Annotated in this window: 15 protein-coding genes; 3 read left to right on the top strand and 12 right to left on the bottom strand. The window is 58.6% G+C overall.

Annotated features, from left to right (window positions below):
• Positions 1–308 precede the first annotated feature (308 nt).
• Together ACSQ8V_RS31345 and ACSQ8V_RS31340 are read right to left on the bottom strand one after the other, a co-directional pair.
• Positions 309–698, bottom strand: coding sequence for a VOC family protein (locus ACSQ8V_RS31345; protein WP_436185599.1), 390 nt, complete (start codon positions 696–698; stop codon positions 309–311).
• A 139-nt stretch (positions 699–837) separates the two neighbouring features.
• The gene (locus tag ACSQ8V_RS31340) at positions 838–2190 is read right to left on the bottom strand and encodes a DUF1254 domain-containing protein (RefSeq protein ID WP_436208376.1); all 1353 of its coding nucleotides are present in this window, start codon (positions 2188–2190) and stop codon (positions 838–840) included.
• Between the two features lie 800 nt (positions 2191–2990).
• Here ACSQ8V_RS31340 and ACSQ8V_RS31335 point away from each other — a divergent pair.
• Positions 2991–4334 carry a DUF1254 domain-containing protein gene (locus tag ACSQ8V_RS31335; RefSeq protein WP_436208375.1) on the top strand — a complete coding sequence of 448 codons (1344 nt, stop codon included), beginning with the start codon at positions 2991–2993 and terminating at the stop codon, positions 4332–4334.
• A 105-nt stretch (positions 4335–4439) separates the two neighbouring features.
• On the opposite strand, the gene ACSQ8V_RS31330 is transcribed toward ACSQ8V_RS31335, so the two are convergent.
• Positions 4440–5420: a GlxA family transcriptional regulator gene (locus ACSQ8V_RS31330; protein WP_436208374.1), complete on the bottom strand. Its 981-nt coding sequence runs from the start codon at positions 5418–5420 to the stop codon at positions 4440–4442.
• A gap of 114 nt (positions 5421–5534) precedes the next feature.
• Between ACSQ8V_RS31330 and ACSQ8V_RS31325 the strand changes: the two genes are divergently transcribed.
• Positions 5535–6083, top strand: coding sequence for a cysteine hydrolase family protein (locus ACSQ8V_RS31325; RefSeq protein ID WP_436208373.1), 549 nt, complete (start codon positions 5535–5537; stop codon positions 6081–6083).
• Between the two features lie 65 nt (positions 6084–6148).
• Here the strand turns inward: ACSQ8V_RS31325 and ACSQ8V_RS31320 are convergent, their stop codons facing one another.
• Entirely contained in the window at positions 6149–7045 is an 897-nt protein-coding gene (locus tag ACSQ8V_RS31320; RefSeq protein ID WP_436208372.1) for an alpha/beta fold hydrolase, read from the bottom strand.
• Between the two features lie 358 nt (positions 7046–7403).
• Between ACSQ8V_RS31320 and ACSQ8V_RS31315 the strand changes: the two genes are divergently transcribed.
• Complete coding sequence (locus ACSQ8V_RS31315) at positions 7404–8168, top strand: IclR family transcriptional regulator (protein ID WP_436208371.1); 765 nt, start codon at positions 7404–7406, stop codon at positions 8166–8168.
• On the opposite strand, the gene ACSQ8V_RS31310 is transcribed toward ACSQ8V_RS31315, so the two are convergent.
• The 8 genes from ACSQ8V_RS31310 to ACSQ8V_RS31275 all read right to left on the bottom strand — a co-directional run bounded on the left by ACSQ8V_RS31310 (position 8156) and on the right by ACSQ8V_RS31275 (position 16354).
• Positions 8156–8980, bottom strand: coding sequence for a citryl-CoA lyase (locus tag ACSQ8V_RS31310; protein ID WP_436208370.1), 825 nt, complete (start codon positions 8978–8980; stop codon positions 8156–8158). The genes ACSQ8V_RS31315 and ACSQ8V_RS31310 overlap by 13 nt on opposite strands.
• Before the next feature lies 1 nt (position 8981).
• Positions 8982–10181, bottom strand: a complete 1200-nt coding sequence (locus tag ACSQ8V_RS31305; RefSeq protein WP_436208369.1) for a CaiB/BaiF CoA transferase family protein — start codon at positions 10179–10181, stop codon at positions 8982–8984.
• Between the two features lie 42 nt (positions 10182–10223).
• On the bottom strand, positions 10224–11657 hold the full coding sequence (locus ACSQ8V_RS31300) for an MFS transporter (RefSeq protein ID WP_436208368.1): 1434 nt from the start codon (positions 11655–11657) through the stop codon (positions 10224–10226).
• A 1227-nt stretch (positions 11658–12884) separates the two neighbouring features.
• Complete coding sequence (locus tag ACSQ8V_RS31295) at positions 12885–13256, bottom strand: c-type cytochrome (RefSeq protein ID WP_436208367.1); 372 nt, start codon at positions 13254–13256, stop codon at positions 12885–12887.
• A 15-nt stretch (positions 13257–13271) separates the two neighbouring features.
• Positions 13272–13595, bottom strand: a complete 324-nt coding sequence (locus tag ACSQ8V_RS31290; protein ID WP_213767568.1) for a ribbon-helix-helix domain-containing protein — start codon at positions 13593–13595, stop codon at positions 13272–13274.
• A gap of 75 nt (positions 13596–13670) precedes the next feature.
• A complete protein-coding gene (locus ACSQ8V_RS31285) occupies positions 13671–15239 on the bottom strand; it encodes a GMC family oxidoreductase (RefSeq protein ID WP_213767569.1) in 1569 nt (522 codons plus the stop codon).
• Positions 15240–15284: 45 nt separating this feature from the next.
• Positions 15285–15917 (bottom strand): twin-arginine translocation signal domain-containing protein, encoded by a 633-nt coding sequence (locus ACSQ8V_RS31280; protein ID WP_436208366.1) that lies wholly within the window; start codon positions 15915–15917, stop codon positions 15285–15287.
• A 41-nt stretch (positions 15918–15958) separates the two neighbouring features.
• Entirely contained in the window at positions 15959–16354 is a 396-nt protein-coding gene (locus ACSQ8V_RS31275) for a VOC family protein (RefSeq protein WP_436185586.1), read from the bottom strand.
• Positions 16355–17395 lie beyond the last annotated feature (1041 nt).

Genomic DNA, 17395 nt, shown 5'->3' with positions numbered 1-17395 from the left:
GCGGGCACTTGACTCAGTGAGAGAAACACCTGAATTACGCGTGTATGCGGGGTATTACAAAGCCTCTCACGCGAGGCTGGGGATGTCTGTACGGTATCGGTAAGACGTCCGTCAGTTCAATGCACGCGCCGCCGCGCCAGCGAAATTCTGGCGCGGCGCCACGGCGTGATCCGCGCCACGCAGTCGCAGTCGATTTTCAACGATCCATACAGCATTGTTGAGTGGCTGACAGTGGCCGAAATTCGTCTTTCCCTGGTCAAGTTGCATGGAGCAAAGCTCGAGCCAGCTCCCGAATAAAGTACACCTCGTCAGGAGGACCAGGGCGCATTTTGCAAAACGATTCGGTAGCCATCGAGATCTTCGAATGTTCGACCCGATACGTCCCAATAGGGATTGGACGACGTCACGCAAACGAATCCATTCTCGATAAGGCGCTCGCACGTTGACTGCCAGGCTTCTCGATCCGGGACGTAAAACACCAGCAAATCCTCGGGCGTCGGAGTTGGCGATAGCGGATATTTTCGACACTGGGTGAACTCGAAGTGATAGTCCATTCCGGAACGTCCGAGCATTACCCCGTCAAAGCCCTGGTGATCTTGAAATCGTGCCAGCACGACCAGGTTTAGGGCTGCGCAATACATGCTCTCTAACCGGGGAAGATCGCTGACGGGTCGGGCGATTCTGAGTTGTGCTTGCATCGGATGGTGTTATTGCGATCGGTGGTTAAGGGTGTCCGAACATCTGACCTGCGAGAATACGTCAACCGAAAATGGCCGACAAATCTCGTCGCCTTGACATAAGCGTGGAGCGTCCCAAGCTCACCGCGATCCCGCTGCATTAGTTCAGCTTTTCGACATCGCTCGGTTTCCAGGTTTTCTCAAAGAAGGCTTTAGTCGGTCCATAGAGCCTCAAAATGACAAAGTAGCCTTTTCCCGGCAACGTTCCAAGCCAGTTCTTGCCGGTGCCTGGTGACTCGGGCCCGAAATAGATGTCCGTTGAACCGTCTGCGTTCTGGATGGGCTTGTCCATCGTGTTGATCGAAGGGAAGGGCTGACCATTGTCCAGTCCGGACGCAGTTGTCGAGTCGTAAACCGTAACGGACCAGAACAGCGCGGCGGGGACGTCTTTGGGTAACCGCAGACGATAGCTGTTCTGGCCGCGTAGGAAGTCGCCGTTCGCGTCGACGAATGTGGCCGGATATTTTGCGCCGACATTCTCCATGTTCACAGCCATGCCCGGGCTGGCCGAGTAAGCGTTCGTAAAAAATCCAGTACGCGGGTCGATATAGTTGAACGTGTCCCCCGTGAACGTCGCATTGCCGGGGAAAACATTGAGCCAGCGTCGGTCTTCGTACCACGTGCCGTTAGACACGATTGTCTGCGGCTCGTAAGAGCCCGCGAGGCCGATTTTGCTGGCCGTTTTCGCTGCGTCGTCGAGTAACTCACGGTTGTGCGTGTCAGTCTTGAACGGTTGCCCTTTGACAATGCCGATCGCCGCGAGCATTCCACGCATCTCCATGTCCTGCGGGTCAACATATTCGTGATCGAGAAAGCGAGAAAGCATATCGAAGGCTGTCACATCCTTTGGATAAAGCATGTTTACCGGCACGCCCGATGCATCCGGAAATTGCATCGGCTTGGCCGACGACTCTTTTCCAAGCGGATAGATGCGCGTCTGTTGCATGACTTGCACGGGCGCTTCCAATTGCTTGGGGTCCTTGAAGAAGCCGCGCCAAAACACGAAAACATTGTAGGTACGTGAGCGGTACGCCAGATAACCGGGCGGGACCTTTCCCTGGTAGTCGGGTGGCACGATGAGATATTTAGCCCCCTTGCCCTTATCGGGCCCAGGCAGCCCGACGTCGCCACACCACTGCCGGCCATCGATCTTGCCGATAGAGCAGATCGGACGCTGAAAGAAGTCGTCGAGAATACCTTGCAGTCCCGGGGGCACTTCAATGACCATCGGGCCATCCTGGTGCAGATCCAGGTAGCCCATGGCATAGATCACGTCCGAATTTGGCGTGGTTACCAGCGTCTTGGCATTGAGGCGTTGCTTCCAGATTGGCAGCACGTTGTAGCCCGCGCCGAATTTCGCCTCGGACCCTTCCTTCATGGCGTACACATTCAACGCCGGCAGCGCCCAAATATAACTCTGCACCCCGCGCTGGAATAGCAGTTCGTCCCGCAACGTCTTGATGCCGTCCCGGGTTGGATAGCCGTCATCGAATGGTAAGTCGGCGAGGGCCTCATAGTGCGACGTTGACGTTGACATTGATGCCGGCTGGGCCGCCTCCGCACTGCCTGACTGCGGGGGCGAGCTGGAGCACGAGCCTAGCAGACAAGCAACGCAAACTGAAAACGTGAGCTTAAGCACGGGTTGCATTGGAACCGCCTCATTGTCAGGCATGGCTGGCTAAGGGCCACGCAGCGTGTATGGGTTGAGTCCCGTCGATTACCGAGAGGTCGCACCGTGTATCTGCATTCGCTTATCCCCTTGATTGAGTACGAGATGAGACGACGCCGACCTAAACCAATAGTTGATATCCGAACCTTTGTGTGTGTCGAAAGAAAATATTTCTTGAAACGCGGGACTAAATGCGGGACTCACAGGCATCAGTCCTGAAATCCAAAAAAATGCAGGAAGTTAGCTGAGCCGCGTGCATTGCGATACAAAATCTGATATCGGTCGAATTTGCCTCAGGATTACATCCTCATTCTGCGATGGACGTCGCTTCTGGCAAAGCGGGTGCATGTCGGCGCCCTGCTCAGGCCCCGGCCGGTGAATCCCGGGAAAGGAACGATGCATAACCAAGGACTCCTATGGTCAAGTCAGAGGTTCAGCTACTCCGCCCGCGTTCACTGCTCTTAGGGGGCGCCATGATCCTGGCCGCCCTTTCATGCGCGCCGAACTCGTTCGCCGACACACAGCGTGTGACAGTGCCTGGCCTTAGCCGGGCGATCCCCTCTGGCCCTGTCGCTGGAACGCAGATGCCGGAATCGTATGTTCGTAACCTCGCGAAGATCGCCTACGTTTGGGGATGGCCGCTTGTGAACATGCACAATCGTCACCTCATTTTTTCGAAGGTGCCGGAATCCGGCCTGGGTGATGGCGTGCTGCCGTTAGCGCCGCTGAACAGGCTCACGATGTTGACCGACTACATCAAGCCCGAGGAACGCGCCGTTGCAACCCCTAATCAGGACGTCGTCTACGGGTTCGGACTTTTCTCTCTGGAAAAGGAACCGGCGGTATTTCAGGTGCCCGATTTCGCTGATCGTTTTTGGGTGTATCAACTCGGCGATCAGCGTACTGACACGCTTGGAGGCGTCGGCAAGATGTATGGCACCAAGCCGGGTTTCTACATGGTGGTTGGGCCAAACTGGAAAGGCACTGTGCCAAGGGGAATCAAGGGGGTATTCCGATCGCCCACGAACCTTGCGTACGTGATTCCGCGCGCCTTCCTCGATGATACGGCGCAAGACCGTAAGGCAATCCAACCGCTGGTGAGTCAGATCATGGCGTACCCTCTCAGCGAGTACGACGGCAAGATGAAAACCAAAGACTGGGCGGCCATTCCGACGTTGTCCGATCCGGCCGGCGGCACACAGGGCAGCGGCGCTGAAACCCAATGGGTCAAACCGGAAGCTTTTTTCGCTGAACTACCTGCGGTGATGAAGGAGGTGCCACCGCAGCCTGGAGAGGAAGCAGTTTATGGCTGGATCTCTTCCCTGCTCGATGCCGCAGCCAAGAATCCGCAAGTGGCCGAGACGCTCAAGCAGGCTGCGGTGGACGCAGACAAGGAAATGATGCCTGAGATGCATCAATACTCTTTCGCGGGCGTCCCGGTTGGAAACGGTTGGGTCGCGCCAATCAATGGCGCGGAGTTCGGAACGGATTACTACACTCGTGCGGCCGCTGCCAAGGCCAATATCTTCGTCAATCCTCGCCGTGAAGCCGCCTATTACGGCCTGGAGTATGACGTCAGCAAGAAGCGGCTGAATGGGGCCAACGCCTACCAGATTACTTTCCCGAAGGGCGCGACGCCGCCAGTAAATGGATTTTGGTCGCTAACGCTGTACGACGACGCCCACTTCTTCGCTCCGAATGAGCTCAACCGTTTCTCCGTTGGCACCAAGAACAAGAACCTCGTCTATGGCGATGACGGCTCGTTGACCTTCTATGTGCAGCATGAGCGTCCAAGCGCTGACAAAGTCGCCAACTGGCTGCCGACGCCAGCGGGCGACTTTGAGCTGTTCATTCGTGCCTATTGGCCTAAGGCAGAGATCATGGCGGGAAAATGGATTCCTCCGTCCGTAAGCCAGATCGGTCAGTAACCGGTGCGCGGTTGCGTCGATGCGCGTCGAACCATGGAGCCGCCATGAAGAGAAGTGCCCTTGCCCGATGTGGTTTTTTCTCTGTCTGTTTCATGCAGGCTTTACTCAAGGAATCGGCGAGGCACCTTCGCCTTGCGTTCGAAAACGCTTCCTGTAATCCCCCGGAGACAGTCCGGTGAGCTTGATGAAGACTTTCCGGAATGACCCTACATCCTCGTAACCGACTTTCCAAGCGACCTGATCGAACGGCTGTTGACTCGTTTCGAGCATCTCACGCGCTTTGCCCACCCGAAGATGCTGGCAATACTCTGTCGGGCGAAGACCGGTCGCCTTCTGAAATCGGCGAAGAAAGGTTCTTTCCTCCAAGCCGGCGCGCTGAGCCATCAAAGCAACTGTGGGATGGCGGGCACTGTCCTGCTGTAACCAGTGCTGCACGTCAAGAATGATTTTGTCGCCGTGATTGAGCTTGGGGGAGAACGCACTGTAGTAACGTTGTTCCCGTCCCGGAGGATCGACTAAAAGAAAACGGGCAGTCTCCAACATGGCTGCAGAACCGAGCAGACGGTCGACTATCCTGAGTCCCAGATCGGCCCAGGCCATCACGCCTCCCGCCGTAAGAATGTCACCATCGTCAATCAGGAGTTTGTCACCATCCACGTGGATTTCGGGAAAGCTCTCGGCAAGGAGTTGCGCCTGTGACCAATGCGTTGTCGCCGAGCGCCTCGCGAGCAGTCCCGTCTGAGCGAGAAGAAACGTCCCGACACAAACGGACGCCAGCACGGCGCCTCTCGCATGACAGTCGTTCAACCATTTCACGATCGGAGCGAAAGTATCGCCGATGGGCAGTCCGCCGAGTGAGGGCGGAATAATCACGAAATCAGGTGTGCTATCTGCCCAGGGTGGAGAAGAGCTGCCCGCATCAAACTGAATGTGGCTTACCTTCAGCATCGGGTGCTCGACACTTTTTGACCGCTGAAATAAGCGCTCAGCAATGTGGAATAAGTCTGTTAGCCCATGAACGGCAGCGAGCTGGCACCCCGGATATATCAGCAGTGCTATTTCCACGGGGGCTATTTTCTTTGCCATTGTCAGTTTTACCTCGTTTTTTGTCAGTCCTGCCAATTCGCAAAACAGTCGCGCAAGCTTACTCTTGAGTCTCAGAGAACAATCGCGTTTCTCGTCAATACCAGGAGAATAGACATGACCCAGCGTGCACTCATTATCGTAGACCTGCAAAACGATTACTTCCCAGGCGGGAAATGGACATTGACGGGCATCGAGGCCGCTGCCGCGAACGCGGCGCGTCTTCTTCAATCAGCGCGTGCGGCGGGGCATCTCGTCGTGCACGTTCGCCATGAGTCCCCGAAGAGCGACGCGGCGTTTTTCGTCGCAGGTTCTGAAGGTGCCGCGATCGCTCCGCAGGTAATCAATAAGGAAGGAGAACACGTCGTCTTGAAACATCAAATCAATGCCTTTCGTGACACCGGTCTCAAGAACATTCTGGATGCCAACGGCATTGAAGAAGTGGTAATTGCCGGGGCAATGAGTCACATGTGTGTCGACGCCATCACCCGGGCATCTGTCGACTTTGGCTACAAGGCCACGGTCATACATGATGCCGTTGCTACGCTTGACATGGAATTCGGCGGCGTCAAAGTTCCTGCTGCACACGTGCATGCGGCCTTCATGGCAGCGCTTGCCTTCGGCTATGCAACGATGCTGTCCACGGACGAATACATCGGCGCTTAGTTCACGTCGAAAATCGGTCTCGCGTCTTGGGCGATGTTCGTTGAGTGACTCTGTTCACCAGGCACTTACTCGCCGCGCAGATGCGCGATGAGCAGGGCCGTCACTTCGTCCGGCGCTTCGCGGGGCGGAAAGTGCCCCACGCCGTCCAGTACCATCCGCCGATACCCGCCCGTGAAGTGCCCCTCCATCCCTTCCGATGAAGCCGGTTCGTCGCAGAAATCGGCGCCGCCCTGGATCATTAGCGTCGGTGTCGAAAGCTGGTCGATGGCCGCCAGTTTTTCCCGCAGCATGGCATACGCCGGATCGGACGCTTCGCCCTCACGCCAGCGCCGCCGATATCCGTTGAGCGTGATGGGCACCCAGTCGGGGTTGTCGAAGGCGGCGGCGGTCCGAGCGAATTCTGCGTCGTCGAACCAGCCGGGCGGCGACCACGTATCCCATTGCAAACGGGCGAAACCTGTGGGATCGGCGGCGACCGCTGCGGGAGCGGCATCGAGCGCCATAAACCATTGATACCAAAACTTCCGCGCCTGCGAGAAGTGGGGCAACTCGAACGCGCCTTTCGGCTGGAACTGCAGTGCGAGCCCGGCGATACGTCCAATGCGCCCGGGAAACAGCGCCGCCAGCGTATAGGCCGCGCGTGCGCCCCAGTCGTGGCCGATGACATCGAAACGATTTATTCCCAGGACATCGGCCAGATCGATCACGTCTTGCGCGAGGGCCACGCCGGAACCGTCGCGCACCGTTTCCGCCGACAGAAAGCGCGTGTTGCCGGCGCCGCGCAAGTCCGGAGCAATCGTGTGAAAACCCGCCGCGGCGAGACGCGCCGCTACGGGCGTCCAGGCTCGCGCGGCATCAGGCCAGCCATGCACCAGCATGACCGGCGGCCCATCGGCCGGTCCGGATGCGGTGTACGCAATTTCAAGTTTAGCCGTGCGTGCCAGCAGCTTCCGATCGTCCATGCGTGTTCTCCATGAGATTGGCCCATTGGCCCGCTACGTTCGACACGTAAATGCTGCCACGTATTCCTGAGCTTCGCACGCTGGTGCGTGACGCCCGTCGGCGTGTTTGCACAGCGCACCGTTTCGTGAAAAAGCAACTAACGATCTGCCCCGCCACGCCCACGCGAATTTGCCATCTGCCATCTGCCGTCGCCTGATCGAGGCGCCTTTGAAATTCATCAAAACAGGTTCCGCAGAGAAGGGGGTTTTCAGCCTTCGATATGAACCGTATGAGACGCGCCCTGCATCGCGTAAAATTTCCCCTTCGATACAAACACAAGACGAGATGCGTCGCGTATGTCGCTCACGTCACTTAACCATGCAAACGCCCGAGATCAAACCTGGCCCGAAAGAGAGCGAAGGCGTTGCCGTCATCGACCGTGCTTGCGCGATCCTGTTCGCATTCAGGCCGGACGATGAGTCGTTGACACTCGCTGAGTTGGCGGCGCGTACCGGGCTCTACAAAAGTACATTGCTTCGCCTCGCGGGCGCGCTGATCCAGCACCGCTTGCTGCTGCGTCTCGACGACGGCCGCTATCAGCTCGGCGCTGCCACCTTCATGCTCGGCGCGTTGTATCAACGCAGTTTGAATCTCGGCGATATCCTCGTTCCGTTGATGCGCGAACTCGCTGAAATCAGCGGTGAAAGCGTGTCGTTCTATGTGCGTGACGAAGCGGTGCGTGTGTGTTTGCATCGCGTGGATTCGACGCATGCCGTGCGCTATCACGTGCGCGAGGGCGATGTCTTGCCGCTGGAAAGCGGTTCGGGCGGGTTGGCGTTGCTTGCGTTCGGCGGCGCGGAAGGCGAAGTGTTCCAGCGCATTCGCGACGACTTCTACTGTGTTTCCATGGGCGAGCGCGACCGCGAGACCGCCGGTGTTTCGATGCCCGTCTTTGGCGTGCGCCAGACCGTGCGTGGCGTGTTGACGCTCGCGGGTCCGAGCTCACGAATCGATCAGGCGTTCGTGGCGCGCAACATTGGCGCGTTGTTCGATTGCGCCGCCCGTGCGACCGATGCGCTCGGCGGCGACGCGCGCGCGTTGCGCAATGCGCAACGGCACGCAGCCAACGTTCAAACCAAATGACGCTCGGGCTTGCCGGTGTATGTGTAGGCCATCTGACGCGGCATCGGACCTTTATTGCGCTCGTTGCGCCCGCGCTGTTCCCAGGCATGCGACAGGATCCCGACCGCACGCGATAAGCAGAACACCCCGCGCGCCAACTCCGGCGCGAAGCCGAGTTCCGCATAGATGACGGCTGTTGCGCCGTCGATGTTCATCGGCACGGGCTTGTTTTTCCGCTGCTTCAACAACGCTTCAATACCGCGTGCAACCGCCGCGTATCGTCCGCTGATTGCGCCTTGCTCGACGCTGGCATCGACTAAAGCCAGCAGCTTGACCGCACGCGGATCGACGGGATGAAAGCGATGCCCGAAGCCCGGCAGATACTTGCCCTTCGTTTCGATGAACGCATCCACGCCTTGCGCCACGGCGTCGCCTGGAGCTACGCCCGCGTCTCCGAGCGCGACGATCGAATCGTATAGCTCGACTGCTTGCTGGCCCGCGCCGCCGTGGACATCATCGAGCGCATTGATGGCCGACGCCATCGCGCCATTCAACGGCAAACCGCAACTCGTCGCCATGCGTGAGATCGCGATGGACGGCGCGTGTGGACCATGATCCACCGACGCCACGAGCGCCGCTTCGAACAAGCTCGCCTGCGCTTTATCCGGTAACTCGCCGCGCAGCATCAGCCAGATCATCTGCGGGAAACTGACCGCGCCGATCAGCTCCTGAATCGGAAAGCCGCGCACGTTGATCGATCCCGGATGGATATCGATGATCGACGTGCTCCAGTAATCCGCGGCGAGCGTGGCGGCGTCAAAAGCTTGCGTCATGTCAGATCACTCCTTCGGCGCGCAGTTCGTCGATCTGTGTGTCGTCGAAACCGAGCGTGGCAAGATGCTCGCGCGTGTTGGCGGACAACGCGGGCGCGGGGGTGGAGGGTGCGGTGTCCGCATCGGAGAAACGGAAACCCGCTCGGGTGACGCGCTGCCGGGTCGTGGCGTCGTTGCTGTTGAATTCGCGCACGAATTCACGCGATACCAGATGCGGATGCGCGAGGATTTCCGGCACCGACATCACGCGTCCTGCCGGCACGCCGGCCTCGGTAAACTTCGCATCCCAATTCATCGCGCTGTCCGTCGCCAACGCTGCTTCAATCTCCACCTTCAACGCCGCGCGATTCACCTTGCGCGTGTTGCGCTCGGAAAAGCGCGGGTCATCGGGGAGATCCGGGCGGCCGATCAGCGTGCACAAACTCACGAACTGCTTCGTTTCGTTTGCCGCGATGTTCAGCAAACCATCGCCCGTTTTGAACGTGCCCGAGGGAGCCGCCGTGAAGTTTTCGTTGCCCATCGGCGCGGGGGTGACGCCGGCGTTCAGGTAATTCGACACGACCCAGCCCATGGTCGAGAGCGTAGCTTCGAGCATCGATACATCGAGCATCCGGCCGCGTCCATTCGCGCGGGCATCGACCAACGCCGCGCAAATGCCGAATGCCGCAGTCAGGCCGCCGACCGTATCCGAGACCGGATAACCCACGCGTAGAGGCGCGCTGTCGGCATCTCCCGTCACACTCATTACGCCGGAAATTCCCTGGATGATCTGATCGTAAGCCGGCCGCTTGGAAAATTCGCCATCCTTACCAAAACCGGAGATCGCGCAATATACGAGCTTCGGATTGATCTCGTTCAAGGCCTCGTAACCCAGCTCCAGCCGCGTCATCACGCCGGGCCGGAAGTTCTCCACGAGGACATCCGCCGTCTTGACGAGCGAGCGCAGGATTTCCTTGCCGCGCGCATCTTTCAGGTTCAGCGTGATCGACTGCTTGCCCGCATTGACGGCCACGAACGACGTACCCATGTCGCGCGCGGACGCGTCTTTATCGGCGCCGAGACGCCTTGCCAGATCGCCGCCTTCCGGGTGCTCGACCTTGATTACTTCGGCACCGAGCAACGCGAGTTGATACGCGCAGAACGGCCCGGCCAGCACATTCGATAGATCCAGCACCCGCACGCCGGTTAACGGAAGCGTCATGTCAAAACCTCATGTTCAAAGCTAAAAAGCCGATGCAAGACGTCATTGCGAAATTTCATCGAGATTGCGATTGTTGGTACGCGGCCCGAAGATGCCGATTGCGCCCATCACCATCACCATCGACACGCTGATCAAGGCGAACACGCCGGTTACTTCGAAGTGGCGCAGCGCGAACGCGATCATGAAGCCGGAAAACATGGCTGAAAGACGCGAGATGGAATACACCAAACCCACGGCGCGGGCACGCAGGCGTGTGGGAAAAAGCTCGGTTTGATACGCGTGATACCCGACGGAAAGCAAGGTGCCGCAGAGCGTGATCAGCACGCCGAGGATCATCAACATGACCGGCGATGTCTGGGTCGCGAACAAGCTGCCGAACACCACGATTCCGAACGCCGACAGCACGATCAGCGTTTTTCGTTCAATCCGGTCCGCAATCGCCATCCCGATCAGCGGTCCAAACGGATTCGAGATCGCGATGACAAACGAATACAGCAGGCTGTGCGTGATCGTGACGCCTTTGGAGACGAGCAGCGTCGGCACCCAGGACGCGAAACCATAGAACCCGATTGCCTGGAAGAAATTGAAGACGAGCATGGTGATCGCGCGTTTGCGATACGGCGGCTGCCAGATTTCGCTGAACGCGGCCTTCGTCGTGGCCGGTTCGACCGTTGCAACGGGCGTCGGCAACGCGCGTCCATATTGCGCCGCGACCTTTGCCTCGATTGCCTGCAAAACCTTCTCCGCTTCCGCCGTGCGGCCTTGTTGCGCGAGCCAACGGGGACTTTCAGGTACGCGCCGGCGGATCGCCCAGACCACGATCGCACCCAGTGCGCCGATGATCACGACCCACCGCCATCCGTCCAGGCCGAACGGCTTTTGCGGCACCAGCCACCACGCCAGAAACGCGACCGAGGGCACCGCTGAATATTGAACGAGGTGCACGAACGCGAATGCGCGGCCGCGCAGATGTTTGGGGACGAGCTCGCTGACGTAGGTATCGATGGTGACAAGCTCCACGCCTACGCCAATGCCTGCAATCAGCCGCCACAGGTTGATTTCGGGCGCGGTGGTCTGCAGCGCCATGATCAGCGTTGCTGCCGAATACCAGAGCAGCGAGACGGTGAAGACCGTGCGGCGGCCGTATTTATCGGCGAGGCCTGCGAGGAAGAATGTGCCGATGAACAAGCCCGCAAATGACGCCGCCACGAACGCGCCGAGTCCCGAGACGCCGAAGAAGGACGCTGTCGTCGTGGAATAGAGGCCGCTTTTGACGAGGCCCGGGCCCACGTAGGCGGTGAAAAACAGGTCGTAGAATTCGAACCAGCCGCCGATGGACAGCAGGAACACCAGCATCCAGATGGACCGCGTTGCGGGTAGCCGGTCGATGCGGGCGTTGACGCCGAATGTTGTGGCGCCCGCGCTGGCGCTTGAATTAGGCGACCCGTGTGCCGCGTCGATTGGCAGGCTTGCCATTGAACCCTCCTATGGGCGTCGTGCTTTGTGTTGTTCTGTCTGATAGAACGTCGTTCTGTTTGTTGATGGCGCGAGAATAGTGCGTGAGGAGGTCGCGGGAAATCAGGGGTTTTACCTAGGCAGGGGAGAAATGCCGCGGGGGGGGGGGCGAGGTGCTGGGTTTTGGGGGTAGTGGTTGGGGTCAGTGGTTGGGTGGTCGGTTCTGGGGTTAGCGGTCGGGGTCTATGCCGGGTTGGTGCTTTCGGCCGTGGTGGTCTGCGAGAGTCGGATTTTCTCTTTATCACTATTAGCCACTGTGCGTGGCGGCACGTCATTTCTTTGTCCAAAGCGACAAAGAAACGAAGCAAAGAAAACGCTTTTAAACCACGCTACCCTAAGTGTCCACAGCGTGCAGTTTTCATTCATGGGTGCCCCAAAAGCACGGTGCTCGCCAGAGCGAAGGATGTGTGAAACCCTCCTTCTCGCGAATCCTGACACGAACACGCTTCGCCCCGTACGCTCTCGGGCAAGCACCATTGCCAAGGAACCCGCACGGCCCTACGGGTATTTACGGCTGCGGTTTTTTGATGGGTTAGCCACCTGGTCTGTGCGACCGTATTCATAGGCCACAGCTTCATGCGTGTTTGTGTTTACTGCTTTCAGTTTTTGTGAATTGGCTGCGCGTTCTGTATAGCTATTTTCGTCGGTTACGGCCTTACGCATTCTGCAGCATCGTTTCTTGGCGGGTTGGCGACGTGGTTCGAGGTGTGTACAAATTCGGTGGTTGGTCGTCCGCGGATAGCGCGGAGTGCTCCTTGGGCAGATTCAGTCACTGGTGGCGAAGCGTGTGGGTATCCGTGTTCGGAGAAAGAGGGGTTCACACATCCGTGGTTCTGGCGAGCACCGTGCTTTTGGGGCACCTATGAATACAAACTGCACGCTGTGGACACTTAGGGTAGCGTGGTTGAAAGCGTTTTCTTTGCTTCGTTTCTTTGTCGCTTTGGACAAAGAAATGACGTGCCGCCACGCACAGTGGCTAACAGTGATAAAGAGAAAATCCGACTCTCGCAGACAGCTAAGGCCGAAAGCACCAACCCGGCATTAACCCCGACCGCTAACCCAGAACCGACCACCCCGGCATAAACCCCAACCGCTAACCCCAGAACCCACCACCACAGCACCGCCCGCCCACGACCATCCCCAAAAACCGACCAATCCCGTCCACCGGCGCGAGCGAAAAACCACTTCTCATTGATCGGGCGCGCCAGCAAGAATCCACGCGATAACGGTACGCAAGTCGGCGTCGCTAATACCGGGGTTCGCCGGCATGGGGACTTCTCCCCAAACGAACGCCCCGCCGTTGCGGACTTTGGCGAACAATTTGTCGGGCGCGGTAGCGTCCCCGTGATACTTCTTCGCGATCTCCCGGTACGCCGGTCCGACGACCTGCGAATCCACGGCATGACAGGACAGACAGTTGTTCTTCTGCACGATCGACAAGGCAACCGCACCGTCCGGCGCCGCTTGCGCCACCCTTGCCGGCAGCATGAATGCCACTAATGCTACGAATGCCGCTAACAGCGCGCCGCAAGACCATCTGGCCCATGTTCGTCCGGTCATCGGTTTTATCATCGGTCAGCTCGCCACCTTGTCAGTCGCCGTCGCTGCCACGTGGCTGCGAAAATCCATCGATGCATTCGCCCTCAGCCCTTGATATCGAAGACAGGTGACGCGCAGGAACGACGCAAAATTCGTCGTTTCGCCCAGATGCTGCGTGATCTCCTCGTGCAACTTCGCGATCAGCTGGTTGGTCGTCATGTCGTTGTCGGCGGCGAGTTCGGACAAGGTCTGCCAGAACAGGTTTTCCAGCCGGATGGTTGTCGTCACGCCGCTGATGCGCACCGAGCGCGCGCGGCATTCATAGAGAATCGGGTCGGTTTGAGCGTAAATCCTGCACATGGACAACTCCTCACAATGAAGAAGGAACCACCGGGCGGCGGCTCCTGCGGCTCCCGCGTTTACTTTGGCAAGCCTCTAGATGTTACGGCGTTTCATCTGGTCCGCGATGTAATCCGATTGCCGGATCGCCAGCGTCACAATAGTCAGCGTCGGATTTTCGGCCGCGCTCGTGGTGAACTGACTGCCATCCGAGATAAACAGGTTCGGCACATCGAAGGTCTGGCCGTGCTTGTTGCAGACGCCATCACTCGCTTTCGCGCTCATCCGGCAAGTGCCCAGATTGTGCGTGGACGGGTAGGGCGGCGTGCGCAGTGTCTTCACTGCCCCAGCTGCCGCGTAGATTGCTTCGCCTTGCTTGAACGCATGATCGCGCATGGCGATGTCATTCGGGTGATCGTCGTAATGGACGTTCGCCACCGGCAACCCGACCTGATCCTTCACGTCATGATTCAGCGTGACGCGGTTGGTTTCACGCGGCATGTCCTCGCCGACAATCCACATGCCGGCGGTATTTGCGTAGTTATCCATATAGTACGTAAAGTCCGATCCCCATGCGCCCGGATCGAAGAACGCGGCGGCGAACGGCAGGCCGAGCGAGATGGTTTCCATTTCATAGCCGCCCGCAAAACCGCGCTTCGGATTGAATTCAGCTTCGTCCGTGATAATGCCTGCCATCACCGTGCCACGATAAAAATGCACGGGCTCCTTGAACACGCCGAATACCGAGCCCGTCGTGTGCCGCATGTAATTGCGGCCCACCTGGCCCGAGCTGTTCGCGAGCCCGTTCGGATGCTTCGATGATTCCGAGAGCAACAACAGGCGCGGTGTTTCTATCGAGTTTCCCGCGACGCATACCACCCGTGCGCGCTGACGCTGCTGTTTGCCGTCGGCATCCATGTAGACCACGCTGCTCGCTTTCCCGGCGGCGTTCGTCTCGATACGCATCACATGCGACTCCGGCCGCAATTCGAGCCTGCCCGTGGCTTCGCCTGCGGGAATCTCGGTATAGAGCGTCGACCATTTCGCGCCTGACTTGCAGCCCTGGAAACAGAAGCCGAGTTGCATGCAACGGCCACGCCCAGCGCGCGGCCGGCTGTTGATCGCCATGTGGCCGGTACTGCAGTTCTTGTAGCCGACCTTCGTCGCGCCGTCGTACATGATCTTGAAGTTGTTGTTGCCCGGCAGACCCGGAATGTTGTTCGTGCGCGTGACGCCCATCTTGTCTTCGGCGCGTGCGTAGTAGGGTTGGAGATCGGCGAGCGTGATCGGCCAGTCGAGCAGGTTCGCCTGATCGATGGAACCGTAAGTTGTACGCGCCTTGAACTCATGCTCGTGAATCCGCAGCGACGCGCCCGCCCAGTGCGTGGTGGTACCGCCGACCGTCTTGCAGATCCATGCGGGCAGCTCCGGGAAGTCCTTGGCAACGCGCCAGTTACCGGACGTGGTGCGTTTGTCGGTCCAGGCGAGTTGCCCGAAGGACTTCCATTCATCGTTGATGAACGTGGCTGACGACTGGCGCTTGCCGGCCTCCAGCACGACCACTTTCACCCCTTTCTGACATAACTCGTTCGCGAGCGTCCCGCCGCCCGCGCCCGAACCGACGATCACGACAACGGAGTCGTCGTTGTAGTCGAACTTAGCCATGCTTGCCTCCTCGGCAGTATCAGATGTGCGCCACTGTTCCGACTATCACGCGACCGGCGGACTTGCGTCGGCGGGCGGATTGGGCAGCCAGGTCAGGTCGTTGAAGCCGCGATACACGTAGCCACCCTTGCTGAACGCTTCACCTTCGTAACCGAAATGGGCAAACGCCATCTCGTTGTTGTAGAGCGAGGTGACGCACTGGCCCCGCACGAGCAGGACGAACGGATCGGTCTGATTGGCTTCGACAATGGCGGTTCGCTGCGCGTCCGAGAGGCTTGCGGTGTCGTTCCATTTACCGGACGCGGCATCGTTCAGTTTCGCCACGCCGATCTTGATGACATCGATGGTCTTCGGGTCGGTGGCTTTTGCGTCCACGTCCTTGACCGCAAGCGCGTAGACCGCGTCCGGCAGCGTCTTGTGCGGATAGAGCGTGCGTGCGAGCACCATGATGGCGTCGGCCTGGTTCTGATCGATATGGTTCAGTTCCACGGCCCAGGCGCGGCTTGGCGCCAGCAGGGCGATCGGGGTGCCGGCCGCGAGCAAACCAGTCAGGACGACGGAACCTTGGAGGAAGTGCCTGCGGCTCACGCGCGCAGACGATACAGCGGGGATCGTGTCGCCAGTCGATCCGGTGAAGGTCTCGGCGACGACTACGGCAATGGGGATTGCCTTGGGCATGATTTGTCTCCTTTTATATTGTGTACCGCGCCAACGTCAGTTCATACGTAGTGACCCTCCCTGGATAACACCTCGATCTTGTAGCCATCGGGATCGGTGATGAAGAAAAAGCGTGCGGCGATGGCGCCGTTGTGGGTCAGCGATTTGAGGTCGCCGGGTTGTAGGCCCTGGGTTAGCAGGCGGTCGCGGAATGCTTCGATATCGTCGACGGCGAATGCCACGTGGCCGTAGCCTGTGCCATGCGTGTAGGGCTCGGTTGTGCCTTTGTTCAGCGTGAGTTCGATCTCAGCGCCGGTGTCGGGATCGCGGAGGTAAACGAGCGTGAAGGTATCGAAGTCAAGGCGGTGCGACTCGCGCATTCCGAACGCGTTTTGATAGAACGCAATGGAGCGATCCAGCGATTCAACGCGAATCATGAGGTGAAGGAATTTGGTCATGCCGGAACTCGTGTCATAACGTCGCTTCAGTATGCAACGTTGACACAAAAGCGGGTAATAGCGGGTTATTACCGGGGCTTGGTTTCGTCGGGTTAAACACCTAGAGGGTTGGGTTTTCGCTCGCGCCGGTGGACGGGGTTTGAGGGGTTTTGCTGTGGTGGGTGGGGTCTATGCTGGGGTGGTCGGTTCTGGGGTTAGTGGGCGGGGTCAGTGCCGGGGTGGTCGGTTCCGGGGTTAGCGGTCGGAGTCTATGCCGGGTTGGTGCTTTCGGCCTTAGCGGTCTGCGAGAGTCGGATTTTCTCTTTATCACTATTAGCCACTGTGCGTGGCGGCACGTCATTTCTTTGTCCAAAGCGACAAAGAAACGAAGCAAAGAAAACGCTTTTAAACCACGCTACCCTAAGTGTCCACAGCGTGCAGTTTTGATTCATAGGTGCCCCAAAAGCACGGTGCTCGCCAGAGCGGAGGATGTGTGAAACCCTCCTTCTCGCGAATCCTGACACGAACACGCTTCGCCCCGTACGCTCTCGGGCAAGCACCATTGCTAAGGAACCCGCACGGCCTCACGGGTATTTACGGCTGCGGTTTTTTGACAGCTTAGCTACGTGGTCTGTGCGACCGTATTTGTAGGCCACAGCTTGATGCGTGTTTGTGGTTACTGCTTCAGTTTTTTGTGAATTGGCTGCGCGTTCTGTACCGCTATTTTCGTCGGTTACGGCCACCCGCATCTTCGCGACCTCGTTTCCAGCAGGGTTGGCGACGAGCTTCCAGGTGCGTACAAATTCGGTGGTTGGTCGTCCGCGGATAGCGCGGGGTGCCCCTTAGGCAGGTTCAATCACTGGTGGCGAAGCGTGTGGGTATCGGTGTTCGGAGAAGGAGGGGTTCACACATCCTTCGCTCTGGCGAGCACCGTGCTTTTGGGGCACCTATGAATGAAAACTGCACGCTGTGGACACTTAGGGTAGCGTGGTTGAAAGCGCTTTCTTTGCTTCGTTTCTTTGTCGCTTTGGACAAAGAAATGACGTGCCGCCACGCACAGTG

Source organism: Caballeronia sp. LjRoot31, from assembly GCF_964253885.1.
In the GTDB taxonomy this organism is placed as follows: domain Bacteria; phylum Pseudomonadota; class Gammaproteobacteria; order Burkholderiales; family Burkholderiaceae; genus Caballeronia.
The sequence above is the reverse complement of the archived record's forward strand: the minus strand, read 5'-3'. Positions and strand labels throughout refer to the sequence as shown.